Below are 17,921 nucleotides of genomic sequence, written 5' to 3'. Positions count from 1 at the left end.
GCGCTCGAAACACAATAGAGAAAAGGTACGATTGTGAAGACTTTCACACCGAAACCAGCAGATTTAACTCATGACTGGTATATTATCGACGCCACTGATGTGGTGCTCGGTCGTTTGGCCACTCAGGTAGCCATCTTGCTGCGTGGTAAGAATAAGCCAACATTTGCTCCACATGCTGATGCAGGCAATCACGTTATTATTATTAACGCTGAAAAGATTGCTTTGACTGGCAACAAGTTGAGCAAGGAACTTTATTCCCACTCTGGTCGTCCAGGCGGCCTTCGTCGCGACTCCTATGCTGAGCTTTTGGAGAAGGATCCAAAGCGCATCATCGTGTCCGCTGTCAGAGGCATGCTTCCAAAGAATCGTCTTGCTAAGGTGCAGCTTGATCGCCTTCGCGTATTCGTTGGAGCAGAACATCCGCACATTTCCCAGAAACCACAGGTCTTTGAGATCTCTAAGGTTTCTCAGCAGGCTAAGTGAATCGTAAGGAGAATATGATTATGGTAGATAACAACAACTCCGCGGTTCTCGAGAATGAAGAAGAACTGACAAACTACACCACCGAAACTAACGCTGGTGCAGGTACTGGTACTTCTGCGATTGAGCCAGGCTATGGCACTGGTCGTCGTAAGGAAGCTGTAGCTCGTGTTCGTTTGGTTCCTGGCACTGGTAAGTGGTCCATTAATGGTCGCACGTTGGAAGAATACTTCCCATCTCGCTTATTGCAGCGCGAAGTGAATTCTCCTATCGTGTTGCTCAAGCTTGAAGGCAAGTTTGATGTCGTCGTTCTCGTTGACGGTGGCGGTACTACTGGTCAGGCTGGTGCTATTCGTTTGGGTGTGGCTCGTGCATTGAATTCTATCGATCATGATGCCAATCGTCTTGCTTTGAAGAAGGCTGGCTTCTTGACTCGCGACGCTCGCGTTGTGGAGCGCAAGAAGGCTGGTTTGCACAAGGCACGTCGTGCACCTCAGTTCTCGAAGCGTTAAGTTTCGAAGAATATTATTTTTCTATGGCTTCTGGCTTTTGCTGGAAGCCATTTTTTGTATCTAATGCGGTTGAATGTTCTAAATGTTATGAATAGTTTATATGTTGCGAATAAATCTAACATTTTAGAAAATCTAGTTGATAATCGCACAAAATTAATTACAAATAATTACATAAATCGAACAATAGGTGATAATCCTCAATCATAAATAGCGCAACTCGCTACAAAATCGGAATAGTACAGTAAGCCAAGTAGATTGTAATCTATATCACTTTTTATAAATAAAAATTAAATATAAAAGTGAACGCAAGTAAGTGAAAAACTAAATAAAATGCCTGCGATATTTATGATCAAGGAGGACCGAATGGCTGAGGCTATTGGTAAAGATGCCACAGATAAAAAAGATATTGATAAAAAAGATGTTGATGAAAAAGTTATTAATGCTCAGCAAGAAGTAGATAATCTTGTTGCAAACGCGACTAAAGCATTAGATGAGTATGAAAAGTTAAATCAAGAGCAGGTCGATCATATAGTCGCAAAAGCTTCTGTTGCTGCTTTAAATAAGCATTTGATTCTGGCAAAGATGGCAGTTGATGAAACTGGTCGTGGTTTAGTAGAAGATAAAGCGACTAAAAATATCTTTGCATGCGAGCATATAACTCATTATTTGGCAGGCCAAAGAACCGTTGGCATTATTCGCGAAGATGATGTTCTTGGTGTTGATGAAATTGCTGAACCGGTAGGAGTTGTTGCAGGCGTAACTCCAGTTACTAATCCAACGTCAACAGCTATTTTTAAGTCTCTTATAGCTCTTAAAACTCGTTGCCCAATTATTTTTGGATTCCACCCATTTGCTCAAAAGTGCTCGGCTGAGGCTGCACGAATCGTTAGAGATGCTGCAATTGCAGCAGGAGCTCCAAAAAATTGTATTCAGTGGATTGAGCATCCTTCTATTGAAGCTACTGGTGCGTTAATGAAGCATCCTGGAGTTGCAACAATTCTTGCTACAGGCGGCCCAGGTATGGTTAAGGCAGCTTATTCATCCGGAAAGCCAGCGCTTGGCGTTGGAGCGGGTAATGCTCCTGCATATGTCGATAGTGATGTTGATATTGCGCGCGCTGCTAACGATTTAGTTCTTTCAAAGCATTTCGATTACGGTATGATTTGCGCTACCGAACAGGCGATTATCGCTCATAAAGACGTTTACGAGCCATTGTTAAAGGAATTGAAGCGTAGAAAAGCATATTTCGTTAACGCTGATGAAAAAGCGAAGCTTGAACAGTATATGTTTGGTTGCACCTCGTATTCAGGCCAAACTCCAAAGCTTAATTCAGTTGTTCCAGGAAAATCTCCTCAATATATTGCTCATGAAGCTGGGTTTGAGGTTCCTGAAGATGCTGTGATTTTGATTGCAGAATGCAAGGAAGTTGGCGAGATGGAGCCTCTTACAATGGAGAAACTCGCTCCTGTACACGCTCTTCTTCGCGCGGAAAATAAGGAACAAGGCTTTGAAATGTGCGAGCAAATGCTTGTGCATGGAGCTGGCCATACTGCAGTAATTCATACGAATAATCAGCAATTAGCTCGAGAATATGGATTACGAATGCATGCCTGCCGTATTATTTGGAATTCCCCAGGTTCTTTGGGTGGCGTTGGCGATATTTACAATTCAATCGCGCCTTCTCTAACTTTGGGATGCGGATCTTATGGTGGAAATTCGGTTTCTGGAAATGTTCAGGCAGTAAATCTTATAAATGTAAAGCGTATTGCACGAAGGAATAACAATATGCAGTGGTTCAAAGTGCCAGCAAAAACATATTTCGAGCCAAATGCCGTTCGCTATTTGCGCGACATGTATGGTATTGAACGCGCGGTTATTGTGTGCGATAAAGTAATGGAACAGCTGGGTGTGGTCGATAAGATTATTGATCAGCTTCGTGCGCGTCAAAATCGAGTTACGTTCAGAATTATTGATTACGTTGAGCCAGAGCCAAGCGTTGAAACAGTAGAGCGCGGCGCAGAAATGATGCGTGAGGAATTCCAGCCGGATACGATTATTGCTGTCGGCGGCGGTTCTCCAATGGATGCGTCTAAGATTATGTGGCTTCTTTACGAGCATCCGGAAATTTCCTTCGCTGATTTGCGCGAAAAGTTCTTCGATATTCGTAAGCGCGCATTCAAGATTCCTCCGCTTGGCGAAAAGGCGAAACTTGTTTGCATTCCAACTTCGTCTGGAACCGGTTCTGAAGTCACTCCATTTGCTGTTATTACGGATCATAAGACGGGGTATAAGTATCCAGTTACCGATTATGCTTTAACTCCTTCGGTAGCAATTGTTGATCCTGTTTTGGCGCGTACGCAGCCTCGTCGTTTGGCATGTGACTCAGGATTCGATGCTTTAACTCATTCAATCGAAGCTTATGCATCCGTATACGCTAATGATTTCACTGATGCTATGGCTTTGCATGCGACGAAGTTGATTTGGGAAAATCTTAACGATTCAGTTAATTGCGAAGATTATGAGCGCAAGATTGAAGCTCAAGAAAAGATGCATAATGCTGCAACTATGGCAGGTATGGCATTTGGATCTGCTTTCCTTGGAATGTGCCACGCAATGGCGCATACGATTGGTGCTTTGTGCCATGTTGTTCATGGTCATACGAATGCTATTTTGCTGCCGTATGTTATCCGATACAATGGCCAGATTCCACAAGAGCCTACAAGCTGGCCTAAGTATAACCGTTATGTTGCTGTTGAGAGATATCAGCAGCTTGCGAAGAATATTGGTGTAGATCCTGGAAAGACTCCTGAAGAAGGGGTTGAAAATCTGGCTAAAGCAGTTGAAAATTATCGAGATAATTTGCTTGGCATGGATGCTTCATTCAAGGCTTGTGGCGTGGATGAAGAATACTATTGGTCTTTGCTGGATCATATTGGTATGCGTGCGTATGAAGATCAGTGCGCGCCTGCAAATCCTCGTATTCCTCAAATTGAAGATATGAAAGATATTGCAATCGCGGCATATTACGGCGTTTCGAAGGAAGAAGGCCATCGCTTGCGTCAAGAGCGTGAGTCGAAGTAAAATGTGATGCTCAAAAACAATAGCGTTACTTTTGTTTAATAGCGCTACTTTTAGGAGTATTACGTTTATATGCGTTACTTTTAGAAGCGTTATGTTTAAGAGCATTGTTTGAAGTAGATATCATCGCATATTTAGTTAATAATGGCAGAAGCTACACTAACTGTGGTTTCTGCCATTTTTTGCAATTTTTCGGCGCTTAAAAAGCGCTTAAAAAGCCGACACGCCCGGTTTTATTAATCCATAGGCAATGGTTTAATTAGACAGTTGCCTGTTTTTAAGGCTCGCATATTGGAATCAAAAAAAGCGAGCGCGGAAACGAAATGTTCATTTTAAATGGGTATTTTGGTGCTGCGCACTGATGTGGAATGGCTATAAGTGTCTATTCTCGCAGTGCCCTTTTAATACAGGTTGGTAAACAGTAAACGAATCGCTAGAAAGGGCGGACGGCAATGGCGGGACAGAAAATCCGCATCAGGCTTAAGTCCTATGACCATGAGGTCATCGACCAATCGGCGAAGAAGATCGTCGAGACGGTGACGAACGCGGGCGCCACAGTAGTGGGTCCGGTTCCTCTGCCGACCGAGAAGAACGTATTTGTTGTTATCCGTTCTCCTCACAAATATAAGGATTCTCGCGAGCATTTCGAGATGCGTACTCATAAGCGTCTTATTGACATCGTAGATCCAACGCCAAAGGCTGTGGATTCTTTGATGCACATTGACCTGCCTGCGGATGTAAATATTGAGATTAAGCTGTAGGAAGGGGGAGAAAATAATGTCGCAGAATAAGAATCGCACTGCATTGCTCGGCCGCAAGCTTGGCATGTCGCAGGTTTGGGATGAAAACGGCCTTTTTGTCCCCGTAACTCTGGTTGAAGTTGCTACTAACGTAGTAACCGCCGTGAAGACCGAAGAAACTGACGGCTACAATGCTGTTCAGCTCGGTTACGGCCAGATTGATCCTACTAAGGTAACCAAGCCATTGGCTGGTCACTTTGCTAAGGCTGGAGTAACTCCTCGTCGTCACCTCGCTGAGGTGCGCACAGAAGACGCAGCAGAATACAAGCCAGGACAGGAATTAACTGCTGAGCTTTTTGCTGAAGGTTCTGAAGTGGATGTTACCGGTACGACTAAGGGTAAGGGCTTCGCTGGTACTATCAAGCGTTGGGGCTTCAAGTCTTATCGTCGTACTCACGGCTCGCACAAGAATGAACGTCGCCCAGGTTCTGTGGGTGCATGTGCAACTCCAAGCCGTATTTTGAAGGGCAAGCGTATGGCTGGTCGCATGGGTCATGTGACTTCTACCGCGCTCAACCTCACCATCGTTTCTTCGGATGTCGAGAACGGCATTCTCGCTATCAAGGGTGCTATTCCAGGACCTAAGGGCGCTATCGTTCTCGTCCGTTCGGCAGTGAAGGGAGCCTGATAATTATGGCAAACGTAACTCTGAACGTCACTGATAACCAGGGTAAAGCTAACGGTACTGTTGAAGCTCCTGCCGAGATTTTCGGTATCTCCAATGAAGACGTTTTAGCTCACGGCCCATTGGTTCACCAGGTCGTTATTGCACAGCTCGCTGCTGCTCGTCAGGGCACTCATGCAGTAAAGAATCGCGCTAACGTTTCCGGTGGTGGTAAGAAGCCATGGAAGCAGAAGGGCACCGGTCGTGCTCGTCAAGGCTCCATTCGTGCTCCACAGTGGGTACATGGTGGCGTTGTACACGGTCCAGTTCCTCGCAGCTATGATCAGCGTACTCCAAAGAAGATGAAGGCAGCTGCTCTTCGTTATGCTCTTTCGGATCGCGCAAATGCCGCACGCGTTGCTATCGTAGATTTGGGCATCAAGGATGTTCCATCTACTAAGTCAGCTGTTGCTGCACTTACACCAGTAACAAACAATCAGTTCACCACCGTTGTTCTTTCTCGTGAAAACATCAACGAGTGGATGTCTGTGCGCAATATTCCAACGGTGCATCCGATCTTCGCTGATCAGTTGAACACATATGATGTCATCACGGCTCAATACGTTGTCTTCACCAAGGAAGGTTTTGACGCCTTCGTTGCTGCTAAGACCGAGCCTGTCGTTAAGGAGGCCTGATTTATATGGTCGCAGTCCATAACCCAGCATATGACGTCATTTTGAAGCCAGTTGTTTCTGAAAAGAGTTATGCAGCATCTGATCGTGGTCAGTACACCTTCGTAGTGGCTCCAGATGCTAATAAGGTTCAGATCAAGCAGGCTGTTGAAGAAATCTTCAAAGTCAAAGTTACAAACGTTAATACTTTGAACCGCGCTGGCAAGCGTAAGCGTTCACGCACCGGTTTTGGCCGTCGTGTGAACCAGAAGCGTGCTATTGTCACCGTGGCTGCAGGTCAAACGATTGATATCTTTGGTAACTGAAGGCTAGCCGAGAAAAGTTAAAGGAAGACTATATTATGGCTATCCGCGTTTATAAGCCGACGACTGCAGGCCGTCGTAACGCATCTGTTTCGGATTTCTCCGAAATTACGCGTTCTACGCCTGAAAAGTCGCTGGTACGCAAACTTAGCAAAACTGGTGGTCGTAACTCTTACGGCCGCATGACTTCTCGCCATCGTGGCGGCGGTCACAAGCGTCAGTATCGTCTCATCGATTTTAAGCGTTGGGACAAGGATGGCGTTCCAGCAAAGGTTGCTCATATCGAGTATGACCCTAACCGCTCTGCCCGTATCGCTCTGCTTCACTATGCAGATGGTGAGAAGCGCTACATTGTCGCTCCTGAAGGTATCGTCCAGGGTGATGTTATTGAGACTGGTGCTCAGGCTGATATTAAGCCAGGCAACAACTTGCCTTTGAAGAACATCCCAACCGGTACCGTGGTTCACGCAATCGAACTTCGTCCACTTGGTGGTGCAAAGATTGCTCGTTCCGCTGGTGCAGCCGTTCAGCTCGTAGCTAAGGATGGTGCTTACGCTCAGTTGCGTATGCCATCTGGCGAAATCCGTAACGTGGACGCTCGTTGCCGCGCTACAGTTGGTGAGGTTGGTAATTCCGATCACGCTAACATTGAGCTTGGTAAGGCTGGCCGCGCACGTTGGCTCGGTCGTAGGCCAATCACCCGAGGCGAATCCATGAACCCTGTAGACCATCCACATGGTGGTCGTACCCGTGGTGGCAAGCCGCCAGTATCTCCATGGGGTAAGGGTGAGGTTCGTACCCGTCGTCCGAAGAAGGCTTCGAACAAGATGATTGTTCGTCGTCGCCCGAATGGTAAGAACCGCAAGTAAGGGAGTGTCGAATAGATGACTCGCAGCATCAAGAAGGGCCCCTTCGTCGACGCCCACTTACAGAAGAAAGTCGACGAGCAAAACGACAAGGGTACGCACAACGTCATTAAGACTTGGTCTCGTCGTTCGATGATCACACCTGATTTCATTGGACATACCTTTGCCGTACATGATGGCCGTAAGCATGTGCCGGTATTCGTTACCGAAGCCATGGTTGGTCATAAGCTCGGTGAGTTCGCCCCGACCAAGACCTTCAAGGGTCATGTGAAGGACGACAAGAAGGCACGCCGCTAAAGGAGAGTTAGGACACATGGAAGCTAAAGCAATCGCTCGTCACGTACGCGTGACGCCGCGCAAGGCTCGCCGCATGGTCGACCTCATCCGAGGCAAGCGTGCAAGCGAAGCTATTACCATTTTGAAGTTTGCTCCTCAGGACGCATCTTTGCCGGTGCGTAAGGTTCTCGAAAGCGCGATCGCTAATGCTCGCGTTAAGGCCGAAAAGGCTGGCGAACCATTCCGTGAGCAGGACTTGGTCATCAAGGAAACCTATGTGGATGAAGGCGTAACGCTTAAGCGTTTCCGCGCTCGTGCACAGGGTCGCGCTGCGCGCATTAACAAGCGCACAAGCCATATCACTGTTATCGTCTCGCTTAAGGAAGGGGATCGCTAAAGATGGGTCAGAAGATCAATCCTTTCGGCTATCGCCTGGGCATTACCGAGAATCATCGTTCTAAGTGGTTCTCTGATTCCACTAAGGCTGGCGAGCGTTACCGTGACTTCGTTCTTGAGGATGACAAGATTCGCAAGGAAATGAGCCACGACCTCGAACGTGCAGGTGTATCTCGTATTGTTATCGAGCGTACTCGTGATCGCGTGCGTGTGGATATTCACACAGCTCGTCCAGGTATCGTTATCGGTCGTCGTGGTGCAGAAGCTGAGCGCGTTCGTGCAAAGCTCGAGAAGCTCACAGGCAAACAAGTACAGCTCAACATCTTCGAAGTGAAGAATGCTGCACTTGACGCTCAGTTGGTTGCTCAGGGTATTGCGGAACAGTTGACAAACCGCGTTACATTCCGTCGTGCTATGCGTAAAGCTCAGCAGGATGCTATGCGCGCAGGAGCCAAGGGTATCCGTATCAAGCTTTCCGGCCGCCTTGGCGGTGCGGAAATGAGCCGTTCTGAGTTCTACCGTGAGGGTCGCGTTCCACTGCAGACCCTTCGCGCCCTCATTGATTATGGCTTCTTTGAAGCTAAGACCACTTACGGCCGCATTGGCGTAAAGGTCTGGATTTATAAGGGCGATATGACTGAGCGTGAGTTTGAAGAGCAGCAGGCACAGCAGGGCAAGCGTGAAGGTCGCCGTAACAGCGATCGTCGTCCACGTCGTGGAGCACGTTCTGCTAACCAGCAGAAGGCTGCTGAAGCACAGGCTGAAAAGCCAGCTGAAGCTGTAGCTGCTGAGGCTCCTGCCGCAACGGAAACGAAGGAGTGAGCAGATGCTTATCCCAAAGAGGACAAAATATCGCAAGCAGCACCGTCCTACCCGAAGCGGCATGTCTAAGGGTGGTACCGCAATCGCTTTCGGTGATTTCGGTATTCAGGCGCTGGCTCCGGCGTACATCACTAACCGTCAGATCGAGGCAGCTCGTATCGCCATGACCCGCTACATCAAGCGTGGTGGTCGTGTGTGGATTACGGTCTTCCCAGATCGTCCATTGACCAAGCATCCGCTTGGTGCACGAATGGGTTCCGGTAAAGGTGCTCCAGAATTCTGGATTGCCAATATTCACCCAGGACGTGTAATGTTTGAAATCGGTGGTGTTTCTGAGGACATCGCTCGCGAGGCTTTGCGCCGCGCCATCGATAAGCTCCCTATGAAATGCCGTGTTATTGCGCGTGAAGGCGGTGACATCTGATGCCAGTCGGAACTGCAGACTACACCATCAAGAATTTGAACGAGAAGACCAATGCTGAAATTGAAGGCTTCTTGAAGAAGTCCAAGGAAGAGCTTTTTAACTTGCGCTTCCAGGCAGCAACCGGTCAACTTGAAAACACCGCTCGCCTCAAGGCTGTCAAGCACGACATTGCTAGGATGTATACTGTCCTACGTGAGCGTGAACTCGGCATTAGCCAAGAGCCAAGCGTGACTGAGGTCAAGGAGAAGTAAGCATGGCTGAGAACCAAGAGCGCAACTTCCGCAAGGTTCGTCGCGGCTACGTCGTGTCCGAAGCCATGGACAAGACGATTACTGTCGAGTTGGAACAGCGTTCAACCCATCCACTTTATGGTAAGGTTGTTCGTTCCACCAGCAAGGTCAAAGCCCATGATGAACACAACGAGGCACATGTTGGCGACCTCGTGAGTATTATGGAAACTCGGCACGTGAGCAAGACCAAGTGCTGGCGTCTCGAATCTATTATCGAGCGCGCCAAGTAAACAAGTTCGGCAAGGCTCCGCACTTCACCCGTGTCTGTTCTTTTGATCAGCACGGGTGAGTGGGGAGAACCAGCTCGGCTAAGGAGAATCAATGATTCAGCAGGAAACGCGGCTTCATGTCGCCGACAACACGGGTGCTAAGGAATTACTTGCCATCCGCGTGCTCGGTGGATCGAAGCGACGCTATGCCGGCATCGGCGACATCATCGTCGCCTCCGTCAAGGACGCGATCCCTGGCGGGTCGGTCAAGAAAGGCGACGTAGTCAAGGCTGTCGTCGTCCGTACTGTCAAGGAACATCGTCGTATCGATGGTTCCTATATTAAGTTCGACGAGAACGCCGCCGTCATTCTCGGCTCTGGCCGTGAACCAAAGGGCACTCGTATCTTCGGACCAGTCGGTCGTGAATTGCGCGATAAGCGCTTCATGAAGATTGTGTCCCTAGCCCCGGAGGTGATCTGATATGGTAGCCAAAATTAAGTCCGGCGACCAGGTAAAGGTCATTCGCGGTAAGGATCGCGGTAAGGAAGGCAAAGTACTTCGCGTACTTGCCGAAGACCGTCTTATTGTCGAGGGTGTACAGGTTGTTAAGAAGCACGTTCGTGCCACCCAGCAGGGTCAGCAGGCGGGCATTGTTTCTGTAGAGGCTCCAATCCATCGTTCTAACGTGATGGTTATTGACCCAGAAACTAAGCAGCCTACCCGCGTTGGCGTGATCGTCAAGCAAGAGGCTCGTGACGGCAAGGTGAAAACCGTGCGCGTGCGTGTCGCCAAGAAGTCCGGAAAGGAGCTGGCATGACCGATACTATTGTTGAGGCACCGGCAACTCCGCGCTTAAAGCAGCAATATAATGATCAAATCGTTCCTGCCTTGGAAAAGGAATTTGGACATACTAATCCTATGCAAGTAGCTCGCGTGCAAAAGATCGTCGTATCTATGGGCGTCGGTGCAGCTGCTCGTGATTCCAAACTTATCGAAGGCGCGATTAAAGATCTCACTTTGATCACTGGCCAGAAGCCAAAGGTCACCAAGGCTAAGAAGTCTGTCGCACAATTCCATTTGCGTGAAGGCCAGGCTATTGGTGCTTATGTAACACTTCGTGGCGATCGTATGTGGGAATTCTTGGATCGTCTGCTCACTCTGGCTTTGCCACGTATTCGCGATTTCCGCGGTATTAATGGCAACCAGTTTGACGGTCAGGGAAATTACAACTTTGGTCTCACTGAACAGTCTATGTTCCATGAGATCGATCCTGACTCGATTGATCATCAGCGTGGTATGGACATCACCGTGGTGACCACCACCAAGGACGATGTGGAAGCTAAATCTTTGCTTAAGCATCTCGGCTTCCCATTCAAGGAGAACTGAAATGGCAAAAACCGCTCTGAAAAACAAGGCGGCCGCTAAGCCGAAGTTCAAGGTGCGCGCTTATACGCGCTGCCAGGTTTGTGGTCGTCCCCACTCCGTGTATCGCAAGTTCGGTTTGTGCCGCGTATGCCTTCGTGAAAAGGCTCATCGCGGTGAACTGCCGGGTGTTACGAAGTCCAGTTGGTAAATATCGACGCTGAAGGTCCACTGCCGATGACAGAAAGTCTAGAAAATGGCGGTGGAAACCACGGCGAGAAAGGGCGTTAGCCCACATGACAATGACAGATCCTATCGCAGATATGTTGACACGTCTGCGTAATGCGAGCGCGGCAAAGCACGATACAGTGGATATGCCGTACTCCAAGTTCAAGGCGAATATCGCCGAGATTCTGAAGCGCGAAGGCTATATTAAGGACTTTGCTGCTAAGGAAGCCAAGGTTGGACAGACATTGGAAATTACGTTGAAGTACGGTTCCAATGGTCAGCGTTCCATCCAGGGTATTAAGCGCATTTCTAAGCCAGGCTTGCGTCGTTATGCAAAGTCTGACTCTTTGCCAATGCCTCTTGGTGGCCTCGGTATCGCAATCATCTCGACTAGCTCGGGATTGTTGACCCAGAAGGAATGCCTCGATCGAGGCATTGGCGGCGAAATCGTCGCTTACGTATGGTGAGAAAGGAGAGCTGAAAATGGCATCGCATATTGGTAAGCTCCCCGTCGACATCCCTGCAGGCGTGGAAGTTAAAATTGAAGGTCAGGCTTTTAGCGCCAAGGGTGCTAAGGGTACTGATAACTATGTAATCCCAGAAGGCATCACTGCTGAGGTTGCTGATGGTCAGGTTGTACTGACTCCTGCTGACGATTTGCGTCCAACTCGTGCAAAGCATGGTTTGGCTCGTGCAATCGTGGCTTCCATCGTTAAGGGCGTTCACGAAGGTTACGCCAAGACTTTGGATATTGTTGGTACTGGTTATCGTGCTGCTAAGAAGGGTAAGGGTATTGAATTCTCCCTTGGCTATTCTCACACGATTACTATTGAACCTCCTGAAGGCATCGAATTAGAGTTGCCGAATCCCAACCAGGTAATCGTCAAGGGCACTGATAAGCAGGTCGTTGGCCAGGTTGCCGCTAACATTCGCAAGCTTCGCGCCCCTGAACCATATAAGGGCAAGGGCATCAAGTACTCAGATGAGCGTATCTTGCGCAAGGCTGGAAAGGCTGGTAAGTGATATGAGCGTCAAGATTTTCGGTAAAGGTACGAAAGTCGCGCGTTTGCGTCGTCACGCCCGTCTTCGTAAGCGTATCTCCGGTACGTCGGAGCGTCCTCGTTTGGTCGTTTCTCGTTCCAACCGTCATATGGTTGCTCAGATTGTGGATGACACCAAAGGTATTACTTTGGTAAGCGCTTCCACTCTGACTTCTGACTTCGCTGGTTTCACTGGCACGAAGACTGAAGCTGCAGCTAAGGTTGGCGAGTTAATCGCAGCTAAAGCGAAGGAAGCGGGCATCACCGCTGTTGTCTTCGATCGTGGCGGTAACAAATATCATGGTCGCGTCGCAGCTGTTGCTGAAGGCGCCCGTCAGGGAGGTCTAGCACTGTGAGCGACAACGAAAAGGAAACCCAAGTGGCTGAAGAAACTCAGAACACTCAGGCATCCGCTGAGGAACGCAATGATGACCGTCGTTCTCGCCGTTCTAAGGGCGAGGGCAAGCGCGGTGAACGTCGTAGCCGTCGTGAAGAAAACCGCGGTGAAGAGCTTCTCGATCGCGTTGTAACCATTAACCGTGTTTCTAAGACACACAAGGGTGGTCGTACTTTTAGCTTTGCAGCATTAGTTGTTGTAGGCGACGGTAAGGGCACTGTTGGTGTTGGTTATGGTAAGTCTCGCGAAGTCCCAGCAGCTATTGCTAAGGGTCAGCTCGATGCTAAGAAGCATATGTTTACTGTTCCACGCATTCGTGGTACCGTCACCCATCCGGTTCTCGGTCATGATGCTGCTGGTACTGTTTTGCTTCGCCCAGCTGCTCCTGGTACTGGTGTAATTGCTGGTGGTGCAGTGCGCGCCGTTATGGAATGCGCAGGCATTACTGATATCCTCACCAAGTCCATGGGCTCTGCAACCGCTGTTAACGTGGTTCGCGCAACTGTGGATGCTTTGAAGAAGCTTGAAGAGCCAGAAGAAATTTCTGCTCGTCGTGGTCTTTCCCTCGAGGAAGTTGCACCTGATGCTTTGCTTCGCGAACGTGCTGCAGGTATTGCTGAAGCACGTAAGGCTCGCGAAGAAGCTCAAGCTGCAAAGGCTCAAGCTGCAAAGGATGGTGAGTGATGTCTAATTTGAAGATCACTCTGGTACACGGTTTGGTTCATTCCACCGAGCGCCAGCGCGCAAACGTTCGCACTCTTGGCCTTCATAAGATTGGTCACAGTGTTGTTCGTGAAGACACCCCCGTCAATCGTGGCTTGGTAATGGCCGTGCGCCACTTGGTAAGCGTCGAGGAGGTTGACTGATTATGGCTAATGAAGAACCAATGCTTCACATGCACACGTTGCGTCCAGCTCCAGGAGCTAACAAGGATCGCATTCGTGTTGGCCGTGGTGAAGGCTCTAAGGGTAAAACTTCTGGTCGTGGCGATAAAGGTACGAAGAAGCGTTACCAAGTTCGTCCAGGCTTTGAAGGCGGTCAGCTTCCACTTTACATGCGTTTACCAAAGCTTCGCGGCTTTAGAAGTCCTTTCAAGAAGGAATTCCAGGTAGTGAACGTTGCAACTCTTGCTGAGCTTTTCCCAAAGGGTGGCGAAGTTACTGTTGCTGACTTGGTAGTCAAGGGCGCTGTGCGTGATGGCTATCCTGTTAAGGTTTTGGGCGATGGCGATTTGAGCGTCGCTTTGAACTTGAAGGGTGTAAAGGCTTCTGCTTCTGCTAAGGCTAAGGTTGAAGCTGCTGGTGGCTCTGTTAGCGAAGAGTAGTAATACTTTAAGCTAGTTGATAGTCACTTTATAATGCATCGATAATCCCTCCGGCATGTGCTGGAGGGATTATTTGCTATTAAGATTTGTTTATATTTGTTTAGATTTGCTTGCAGTTTATATCTGCTTGCAATAGTTTTATGCTATTTTTCTTAGCGGCGTGCCGGTAGACACCGTAGGTTACACTATTTCCTCAGAGTTTGTTTTTTTACTGGTTGCGCTTAGATAGTCGCGCAAAAAGGGAGGAAGACCCAGGTGAAAACGTTAATCCAGGCCTTCAAGACGAAAGAGTTGAGGAATAAAATCCTCTTCGTCTTCGCGATGATAATTATTTATCGTATTGGTTCGTTTATCCCGATCCCGGGTGTGAACTATAAAGTAGTGAGTGCTTGCACTACTCGCTTAGCTTCTTCAAACGAGAACTTTATAGGTTTGGTTAACCTGTTTTCTGGCGGTTCTTTGTTGCAGCTTTCTATTTTTGCTTTAGGTGTTATGCCTTACATCACTGCATCAATTGTTATTCAGTTATTGCGTGTTGTAATTCCGCGATTTGAAGCATTGCACAAAGAAGGTCAGTCCGGTGAAACAAAACTTACGCAGTATACTCGTTATCTGACTGTTGGCTTAGCTGTTTTGCAGTCGGTTACTATTCTTGTTACTGCAAGGAATGGAATGCTTTTTGGCGGTATGTGCCCAGGAGTTATTCCTAATGGAAATGATTTGCCGTTTATGGTTATTATTATGACCGGCGGTACTGGTCTTATCATGTGGATGGCAGAACTTGTTACCGATAAGGGTATTGGTCAAGGTATGTCAGTCTTAATCTTCATGTCTATATGCGCTGGATTCTTGCCAAAGCTTTGGGGTATTGGCTGGGGTAGCAACGGTTCAGATGGCGATTGGGTTAAGTTCGGCATTGTTACTGGCGTTCTGCTTGTTATTCTTGTGTTTGTTGATTTCGTGGAGCTTGCTCAGCGTCGTATTCCTGTGCAGTACACGCGTCGTATGATTGGCCGTAAGATGTACGGCGGCTCATCAACTTATCTTCCATTGAAAGTTAATATGAGCGGCGTTATTCCACCAATCTTTGCTTCGTCTATTCTTGCTGTTCCAACGCTTATTGCTCAGTTTGGTAATAGGGATCAACAGTGGGTTAAGTGGATTGAAGAGAATTTTGCAAATACAACATCTGTTTGGTATATCGCTTTGTATGCTTTGATGATTGTATTCTTCTGCTTCTTCTACACTGAGATTACTTTTAACACCGATGAAACTGCTGATAATATGAAGGAATACGGCGGATTTATCCCAGGTATTCGTGCAGGCAGCGCTACAAGCAAGTATCTTAGCTATGTTATGAACAGATTGAACACTGTTGGTGCTGTTTACTTACTATTTGTTGCTTTGATTCCAACTGTTTTGATTAAGACATTAGACTTGAACACCAAGCTTCCATTTGGTGGTACTACGATTTTGATTATTGCAGGCGTTGGTTTGGATACTTTGCGTCAAGCATTGGCTCAAACCGAACAGTTCCAGTACGCTGGATTCTTGTTCAATCATGATGCAAAGAATCAAGTATCTAAGTAAGTTAAGTATCTAAATTAAGTATCTAAATTACAGCACTTAAGCTAAGGAGATTGATATGCGATTGCTGATTATGGGACCGCAAGGCGTTGGCAAAGGTACTCAGGCCGCATTATTGAGTGAACACTATGATATTCCAGCTATTTCTACTGGTGATATTTTCCGTTACAATCTTAAGAATCAAACGGAGCTCGGTAAACAGGTTCAGGGATATCTTGACAAAGGTGAGTTGGTTCCTGATGAGCTAACTAACAGCATTGTGAAGGATCGTTTAGCTCAAGATGACACTAAAAAGGGTTGGATTCTTGACGGATATCCTCGTAATGCTTCTCAGGTGCAAGCCTTAGACAGGATGCTTGAGGAACTTAATACTCCTCTGGATCATGTTGTGGCTTTGGAAGCTGAGCGTGATGTTTTAATTGAGCGTATGAAGAAGCGCGCAGTTGAGCAGGGTCGTTCAGATGATACTCCTGAGGTTATTGCTAAGCGTCTTGAAACTTATGAGCGCGAAACTGCTCCATTGCTTGATATTTATGATAGCCGTGGTCAGTTGGTTGAAGTTGACGGCGTTGGCGATGTAGCTGAGATTAATCATCGCATTATTCAATCTTTGAGCTGAATTAAGTTCTCTGAACTGACCTAAAGTTTGAAGTAAAACTTAATTAAAGTTTGAGTAAAATTTAATTTTTAGCGCCTGGTGCGACACGCCGAATGTCGCATTGGGCGCTTTTGCTGTATCATTAAAGATTGGTGTGTCTTCGGACGCGCAAAGTATTATGTCCAAGGATCGGAACGAGGCTCATGGCAAAAGACGGTGTGATTGAAGTCGAAGGCAGAGTAGTTGAAGCATTGCCTAATGCAATGTTTCGCGTGCAGCTTGAGAACGAACACATCGTGCTCGCTACAATTTCGGGCAAGATGCGTAAGAATTATATTCGCATTCTGCCGCAGGATCGCGTTGTGCTAGAAATGAGTCCATATGATTTGAACCGTGGACGTATTACGTACCGATACAAGTAAGGTACAAGTAAAAAGGAAAACCATGAAGGTCAGCCCGAGTGTTAAAAAGATCTGCGACAATTGCCGTGTGATCAAACGCAAACGCCGCGTCATGGTGATCTGCACCAACCCACGTCATAAGCAGCGTCAGGGCTGAGTAGATTCCCATCGCGGAAATAAAGAAATAAGGCACTAAATCACAGCATTGCTGTTTTAGTTTTTAAAATCTAAGTTTTGAAGTTAAGAAGTGACAGCATGCCGAACCCTGGGTGCGCAGGCCCAGGCCGCAATATGCGGGAGATTTGGTGTACGACCTGCGTGAACAGTAAAGGAATCGCAATGGCACGTCTTGCCGGAGTAGATATTCCCAATGAGAAGCGCATTGAGATTGCCCTCACCTACATTTTTGGTGTTGGACGTACTCGCGCTAAGGAAACGCTTGCCGCGACCGGTATTAATCCGGATACTCGCGTCAAGGATCTTACTGATGATCAATTAATCACTTTGCGTGATTATCTCGAAGGTAACTACAAGATCGAGGGTGATTTGCGTCGTGAAATCGACGCTGATATTCGTCGTAAGATTCAGATCAACTGCTATCAAGGCCAGCGTCATCGCAAGGGTCTTCCTGTGCGTGGTCAGCGTACTAAGACTAATGCTCGCACTCGTAAGGGTCCGAAGCGTACTGTCGCCGGGAAGAAGAAGGCCACCCGATAGTAGTCGGTGGTCGGCTCTAGGCCACGAGGTTATTCTCATCGCCTAGACATACCAACTCATTCGTCATTAGGAAACGAGGGTCAATGGCAGCTGCAAAGCAAGCCTCGCGCAAGCCGCGTCGCCGGGACCGCAAGTCGGTACCGGTTGGGCAGGCGCATATTAAGTCAACATTTAATAACACTATTATCTCCATCACCGATCCATCCGGTGCAGTCCTTTCCTGGGCTTCCGGTGGTGATGTCGGCTTTAAGGGTTCCCGTAAGTCGACTCCTTACGCTGCAGGTATGGCCGCTGAGTCTGCCGCTCGTAAGGCTATGGAGCACGGCCTTAAGAAGGTCGATGTGTTTGTTAAGGGTCCAGGTTCCGGTCGTGAAACCGCTATCCGTTCCCTCCAGTCCGCGGGTCTCGAAGTTGGTTCTATTACCGACGTCACCCCGCAAGCGCATAACGGCGTACGCCCACCAAAGCGTCGCCGCGTCTGAGCACTCTTACGAATCCATCCATCCAACCCGCTT

Annotated in this window: 30 protein-coding genes; all 30 read left to right on the top strand. The window is 48.0% G+C overall.

What is annotated here, in order from left to right; translation table 11 throughout:
* The first annotated feature begins 33 nt into the window (after nt 1–33).
* On the top strand, nt 34–483 hold the full coding sequence (gene rplM / locus HXT51_RS03415; protein WP_103084556.1) for a 50S ribosomal protein L13: 450 nt from the start codon (nt 34–36) through the stop codon (nt 481–483).
* A gap of 20 nt (nt 484–503) precedes the next feature.
* Nucleotides 504–992 (top strand): 30S ribosomal protein S9, encoded by a 489-nt coding sequence (gene rpsI / locus HXT51_RS03410; protein ID WP_103084557.1) that lies wholly within the window; start codon nt 504–506, stop codon nt 990–992.
* Between the two features lie 363 nt (nt 993–1,355).
* On the top strand, nt 1,356–4,073 hold the full coding sequence (gene adhE / locus HXT51_RS03405) for a bifunctional acetaldehyde-CoA/alcohol dehydrogenase (RefSeq protein WP_421776776.1): 2,718 nt from the start codon (nt 1,356–1,358) through the stop codon (nt 4,071–4,073).
* Between the two features lie 449 nt (nt 4,074–4,522).
* Nucleotides 4,523–4,831: a 30S ribosomal protein S10 gene (rpsJ, locus tag HXT51_RS03400; protein WP_003808013.1), complete on the top strand. Its 309-nt coding sequence runs from the start codon at nt 4,523–4,525 to the stop codon at nt 4,829–4,831.
* A 16-nt stretch (nt 4,832–4,847) separates the two neighbouring features.
* On the top strand, nt 4,848–5,498 hold the full coding sequence (gene rplC / locus HXT51_RS03395) for a 50S ribosomal protein L3 (protein WP_103084558.1): 651 nt from the start codon (nt 4,848–4,850) through the stop codon (nt 5,496–5,498).
* Nucleotides 5,499–5,503: 5 nt separating this feature from the next.
* Nucleotides 5,504–6,169: a 50S ribosomal protein L4 gene (gene rplD / locus HXT51_RS03390; RefSeq protein WP_103084559.1), complete on the top strand. Its 666-nt coding sequence runs from the start codon at nt 5,504–5,506 to the stop codon at nt 6,167–6,169.
* A 5-nt stretch (nt 6,170–6,174) separates the two neighbouring features.
* Nucleotides 6,175–6,471: a 50S ribosomal protein L23 gene (gene rplW, locus HXT51_RS03385; protein WP_103084560.1), complete on the top strand. Its 297-nt coding sequence runs from the start codon at nt 6,175–6,177 to the stop codon at nt 6,469–6,471.
* A gap of 35 nt (nt 6,472–6,506) precedes the next feature.
* Nucleotides 6,507–7,337, top strand: coding sequence for a 50S ribosomal protein L2 (gene rplB, locus HXT51_RS03380; protein ID WP_421776775.1), 831 nt, complete (start codon nt 6,507–6,509; stop codon nt 7,335–7,337).
* 15 nt (nt 7,338–7,352) lie between these two features.
* A complete protein-coding gene (rpsS, locus tag HXT51_RS03375) occupies nt 7,353–7,631 on the top strand; it encodes a 30S ribosomal protein S19 (RefSeq protein WP_004114357.1) in 279 nt (92 codons plus the stop codon).
* Between the two features lie 16 nt (nt 7,632–7,647).
* Nucleotides 7,648–8,007, top strand: coding sequence for a 50S ribosomal protein L22 (rplV, locus tag HXT51_RS03370; protein WP_004114358.1), 360 nt, complete (start codon nt 7,648–7,650; stop codon nt 8,005–8,007).
* 2 nt (nt 8,008–8,009) lie between these two features.
* The gene (gene rpsC / locus HXT51_RS03365; protein WP_103084562.1) at nt 8,010–8,828 is read left to right on the top strand and encodes a 30S ribosomal protein S3; all 819 of its coding nucleotides are present in this window, start codon (nt 8,010–8,012) and stop codon (nt 8,826–8,828) included.
* Nucleotides 8,829–8,832: 4 nt separating this feature from the next.
* Complete coding sequence (rplP, locus tag HXT51_RS03360) at nt 8,833–9,252, top strand: 50S ribosomal protein L16 (RefSeq protein WP_075523715.1); 420 nt, start codon at nt 8,833–8,835, stop codon at nt 9,250–9,252.
* Entirely contained in the window at nt 9,252–9,503 is a 252-nt protein-coding gene (gene rpmC / locus HXT51_RS03355; RefSeq protein WP_075523714.1) for a 50S ribosomal protein L29, read from the top strand. Before rplP ends, rpmC begins: the two co-directional genes overlap by 1 nt.
* Nucleotides 9,504–9,505: 2 nt before the next feature.
* Nucleotides 9,506–9,772, top strand: coding sequence for a 30S ribosomal protein S17 (gene rpsQ / locus HXT51_RS03350; RefSeq protein WP_075523713.1), 267 nt, complete (start codon nt 9,506–9,508; stop codon nt 9,770–9,772).
* Nucleotides 9,773–9,863: 91 nt separating this feature from the next.
* Entirely contained in the window at nt 9,864–10,232 is a 369-nt protein-coding gene (rplN, locus tag HXT51_RS03345; RefSeq protein WP_075523712.1) for a 50S ribosomal protein L14, read from the top strand.
* Nucleotide 10,233: 1 nt separating this feature from the next.
* Nucleotides 10,234–10,569: a 50S ribosomal protein L24 gene (gene rplX / locus HXT51_RS03340; RefSeq protein WP_004114367.1), complete on the top strand. Its 336-nt coding sequence runs from the start codon at nt 10,234–10,236 to the stop codon at nt 10,567–10,569.
* Nucleotides 10,566–11,138 carry a 50S ribosomal protein L5 gene (gene rplE, locus HXT51_RS03335; RefSeq protein WP_415692279.1) on the top strand — a complete coding sequence of 191 codons (573 nt, stop codon included), beginning with the start codon at nt 10,566–10,568 and terminating at the stop codon, nt 11,136–11,138. The genes rplX and rplE overlap by 4 nt, the downstream gene beginning before the upstream one ends.
* 1 nt (nt 11,139) lies before the next feature.
* The gene (locus tag HXT51_RS03330) at nt 11,140–11,325 is read left to right on the top strand and encodes a type Z 30S ribosomal protein S14 (protein WP_004114370.1); all 186 of its coding nucleotides are present in this window, start codon (nt 11,140–11,142) and stop codon (nt 11,323–11,325) included.
* Between the two features lie 85 nt (nt 11,326–11,410).
* Nucleotides 11,411–11,809, top strand: a complete 399-nt coding sequence (gene rpsH, locus HXT51_RS03325; protein WP_075523709.1) for a 30S ribosomal protein S8 — start codon at nt 11,411–11,413, stop codon at nt 11,807–11,809.
* A gap of 16 nt (nt 11,810–11,825) precedes the next feature.
* The gene (rplF, locus tag HXT51_RS03320; protein ID WP_103084564.1) at nt 11,826–12,365 is read left to right on the top strand and encodes a 50S ribosomal protein L6; all 540 of its coding nucleotides are present in this window, start codon (nt 11,826–11,828) and stop codon (nt 12,363–12,365) included.
* Between the two features lies 1 nt (nt 12,366).
* Nucleotides 12,367–12,738: a 50S ribosomal protein L18 gene (gene rplR, locus HXT51_RS03315; protein ID WP_103084565.1), complete on the top strand. Its 372-nt coding sequence runs from the start codon at nt 12,367–12,369 to the stop codon at nt 12,736–12,738.
* Nucleotides 12,735–13,463: a 30S ribosomal protein S5 gene (rpsE, locus tag HXT51_RS03310; protein WP_103084566.1), complete on the top strand. Its 729-nt coding sequence runs from the start codon at nt 12,735–12,737 to the stop codon at nt 13,461–13,463. The genes rplR and rpsE overlap by 4 nt, the downstream gene beginning before the upstream one ends.
* Nucleotides 13,463–13,645 (top strand): 50S ribosomal protein L30, encoded by a 183-nt coding sequence (rpmD, locus tag HXT51_RS03305; protein WP_075523705.1) that lies wholly within the window; start codon nt 13,463–13,465, stop codon nt 13,643–13,645. The genes rpsE and rpmD overlap by 1 nt, the downstream gene beginning before the upstream one ends.
* A gap of 2 nt (nt 13,646–13,647) precedes the next feature.
* Entirely contained in the window at nt 13,648–14,103 is a 456-nt protein-coding gene (gene rplO, locus HXT51_RS03300; RefSeq protein ID WP_103084567.1) for a 50S ribosomal protein L15, read from the top strand.
* 255 nt (nt 14,104–14,358) lie between these two features.
* Nucleotides 14,359–15,693: a preprotein translocase subunit SecY gene (gene secY / locus HXT51_RS03295; RefSeq protein ID WP_415692278.1), complete on the top strand. Its 1,335-nt coding sequence runs from the start codon at nt 14,359–14,361 to the stop codon at nt 15,691–15,693.
* Between the two features lie 55 nt (nt 15,694–15,748).
* Nucleotides 15,749–16,309: an adenylate kinase gene (locus HXT51_RS03290; protein ID WP_103084569.1), complete on the top strand. Its 561-nt coding sequence runs from the start codon at nt 15,749–15,751 to the stop codon at nt 16,307–16,309.
* 182 nt (nt 16,310–16,491) lie between these two features.
* Nucleotides 16,492–16,710, top strand: a complete 219-nt coding sequence (gene infA, locus HXT51_RS03285; protein WP_075523701.1) for a translation initiation factor IF-1 — start codon at nt 16,492–16,494, stop codon at nt 16,708–16,710.
* Nucleotides 16,711–16,732: 22 nt separating this feature from the next.
* Nucleotides 16,733–16,846 (top strand): 50S ribosomal protein L36, encoded by a 114-nt coding sequence (gene rpmJ, locus HXT51_RS03280; protein ID WP_082266282.1) that lies wholly within the window; start codon nt 16,733–16,735, stop codon nt 16,844–16,846.
* Between the two features lie 182 nt (nt 16,847–17,028).
* A complete protein-coding gene (gene rpsM / locus HXT51_RS03275; protein WP_103084570.1) occupies nt 17,029–17,406 on the top strand; it encodes a 30S ribosomal protein S13 in 378 nt (125 codons plus the stop codon).
* Between the two features lie 83 nt (nt 17,407–17,489).
* Nucleotides 17,490–17,888, top strand: a complete 399-nt coding sequence (gene rpsK, locus HXT51_RS03270) for a 30S ribosomal protein S11 (protein WP_004105468.1) — start codon at nt 17,490–17,492, stop codon at nt 17,886–17,888.
* The last annotated feature ends 33 nt before the right edge of the window (nt 17,889–17,921 follow it).

This window comes from Gardnerella sp. KA00255 (assembly GCF_049244095.1).
Taxonomy (GTDB): Bacteria; Actinomycetota; Actinomycetes; order Actinomycetales; family Bifidobacteriaceae; genus Bifidobacterium; species Bifidobacterium vaginale_F.
This window is presented reverse-complemented; position numbering and strand designations above follow the sequence as displayed.

Excerpts from the sequence above, each read along its gene's own strand:
- rpsI (WP_103084557.1), top strand. The coding sequence starts at position 504 with ATGGTAGATAACAACAACTCCGCGGTTCTCGAGAATGAAGAAGAACTG.
- adhE (WP_421776776.1), top strand. The coding sequence starts at position 1,356 with ATGGCTGAGGCTATTGGTAAAGATGCCACAGATAAAAAAGATATTGAT.
- rpsJ (WP_003808013.1), top strand. The coding sequence starts at position 4,523 with ATGGCGGGACAGAAAATCCGCATCAGGCTTAAGTCCTATGACCATGAG.
- rplC (WP_103084558.1), top strand. The coding sequence starts at position 4,848 with ATGTCGCAGAATAAGAATCGCACTGCATTGCTCGGCCGCAAGCTTGGC.
- rplD (WP_103084559.1), top strand. The coding sequence starts at position 5,504 with ATGGCAAACGTAACTCTGAACGTCACTGATAACCAGGGTAAAGCTAAC.
- rplW (WP_103084560.1), top strand. The coding sequence starts at position 6,175 with ATGGTCGCAGTCCATAACCCAGCATATGACGTCATTTTGAAGCCAGTT.
- rplB (WP_421776775.1), top strand. The coding sequence starts at position 6,507 with ATGGCTATCCGCGTTTATAAGCCGACGACTGCAGGCCGTCGTAACGCA.
- rpsS (WP_004114357.1), top strand. The coding sequence starts at position 7,353 with ATGACTCGCAGCATCAAGAAGGGCCCCTTCGTCGACGCCCACTTACAG.
- rplV (WP_004114358.1), top strand. The coding sequence starts at position 7,648 with ATGGAAGCTAAAGCAATCGCTCGTCACGTACGCGTGACGCCGCGCAAG.
- rpsC (WP_103084562.1), top strand. The coding sequence starts at position 8,010 with ATGGGTCAGAAGATCAATCCTTTCGGCTATCGCCTGGGCATTACCGAG.
- rplP (WP_075523715.1), top strand. The coding sequence starts at position 8,833 with ATGCTTATCCCAAAGAGGACAAAATATCGCAAGCAGCACCGTCCTACC.
- rpmC (WP_075523714.1), top strand. The coding sequence starts at position 9,252 with ATGCCAGTCGGAACTGCAGACTACACCATCAAGAATTTGAACGAGAAG.
- rpsQ (WP_075523713.1), top strand. The coding sequence starts at position 9,506 with ATGGCTGAGAACCAAGAGCGCAACTTCCGCAAGGTTCGTCGCGGCTAC.
- rplN (WP_075523712.1), top strand. The coding sequence starts at position 9,864 with ATGATTCAGCAGGAAACGCGGCTTCATGTCGCCGACAACACGGGTGCT.
- rplX (WP_004114367.1), top strand. The coding sequence starts at position 10,234 with ATGGTAGCCAAAATTAAGTCCGGCGACCAGGTAAAGGTCATTCGCGGT.
- rplE (WP_415692279.1), top strand. The coding sequence starts at position 10,566 with ATGACCGATACTATTGTTGAGGCACCGGCAACTCCGCGCTTAAAGCAG.
- HXT51_RS03330 (WP_004114370.1), top strand. The coding sequence starts at position 11,140 with ATGGCAAAAACCGCTCTGAAAAACAAGGCGGCCGCTAAGCCGAAGTTC.
- rpsH (WP_075523709.1), top strand. The coding sequence starts at position 11,411 with ATGACAATGACAGATCCTATCGCAGATATGTTGACACGTCTGCGTAAT.
- rplF (WP_103084564.1), top strand. The coding sequence starts at position 11,826 with ATGGCATCGCATATTGGTAAGCTCCCCGTCGACATCCCTGCAGGCGTG.
- rplR (WP_103084565.1), top strand. The coding sequence starts at position 12,367 with ATGAGCGTCAAGATTTTCGGTAAAGGTACGAAAGTCGCGCGTTTGCGT.
- rpmD (WP_075523705.1), top strand. The coding sequence starts at position 13,463 with ATGTCTAATTTGAAGATCACTCTGGTACACGGTTTGGTTCATTCCACC.
- rplO (WP_103084567.1), top strand. The coding sequence starts at position 13,648 with ATGGCTAATGAAGAACCAATGCTTCACATGCACACGTTGCGTCCAGCT.
- HXT51_RS03290 (WP_103084569.1), top strand. The coding sequence starts at position 15,749 with ATGCGATTGCTGATTATGGGACCGCAAGGCGTTGGCAAAGGTACTCAG.
- infA (WP_075523701.1), top strand. The coding sequence starts at position 16,492 with ATGGCAAAAGACGGTGTGATTGAAGTCGAAGGCAGAGTAGTTGAAGCA.
- rpmJ (WP_082266282.1), top strand. The coding sequence starts at position 16,733 with ATGAAGGTCAGCCCGAGTGTTAAAAAGATCTGCGACAATTGCCGTGTG.
- rpsM (WP_103084570.1), top strand. The coding sequence starts at position 17,029 with ATGGCACGTCTTGCCGGAGTAGATATTCCCAATGAGAAGCGCATTGAG.
- rpsK (WP_004105468.1), top strand. The coding sequence starts at position 17,490 with ATGGCAGCTGCAAAGCAAGCCTCGCGCAAGCCGCGTCGCCGGGACCGC.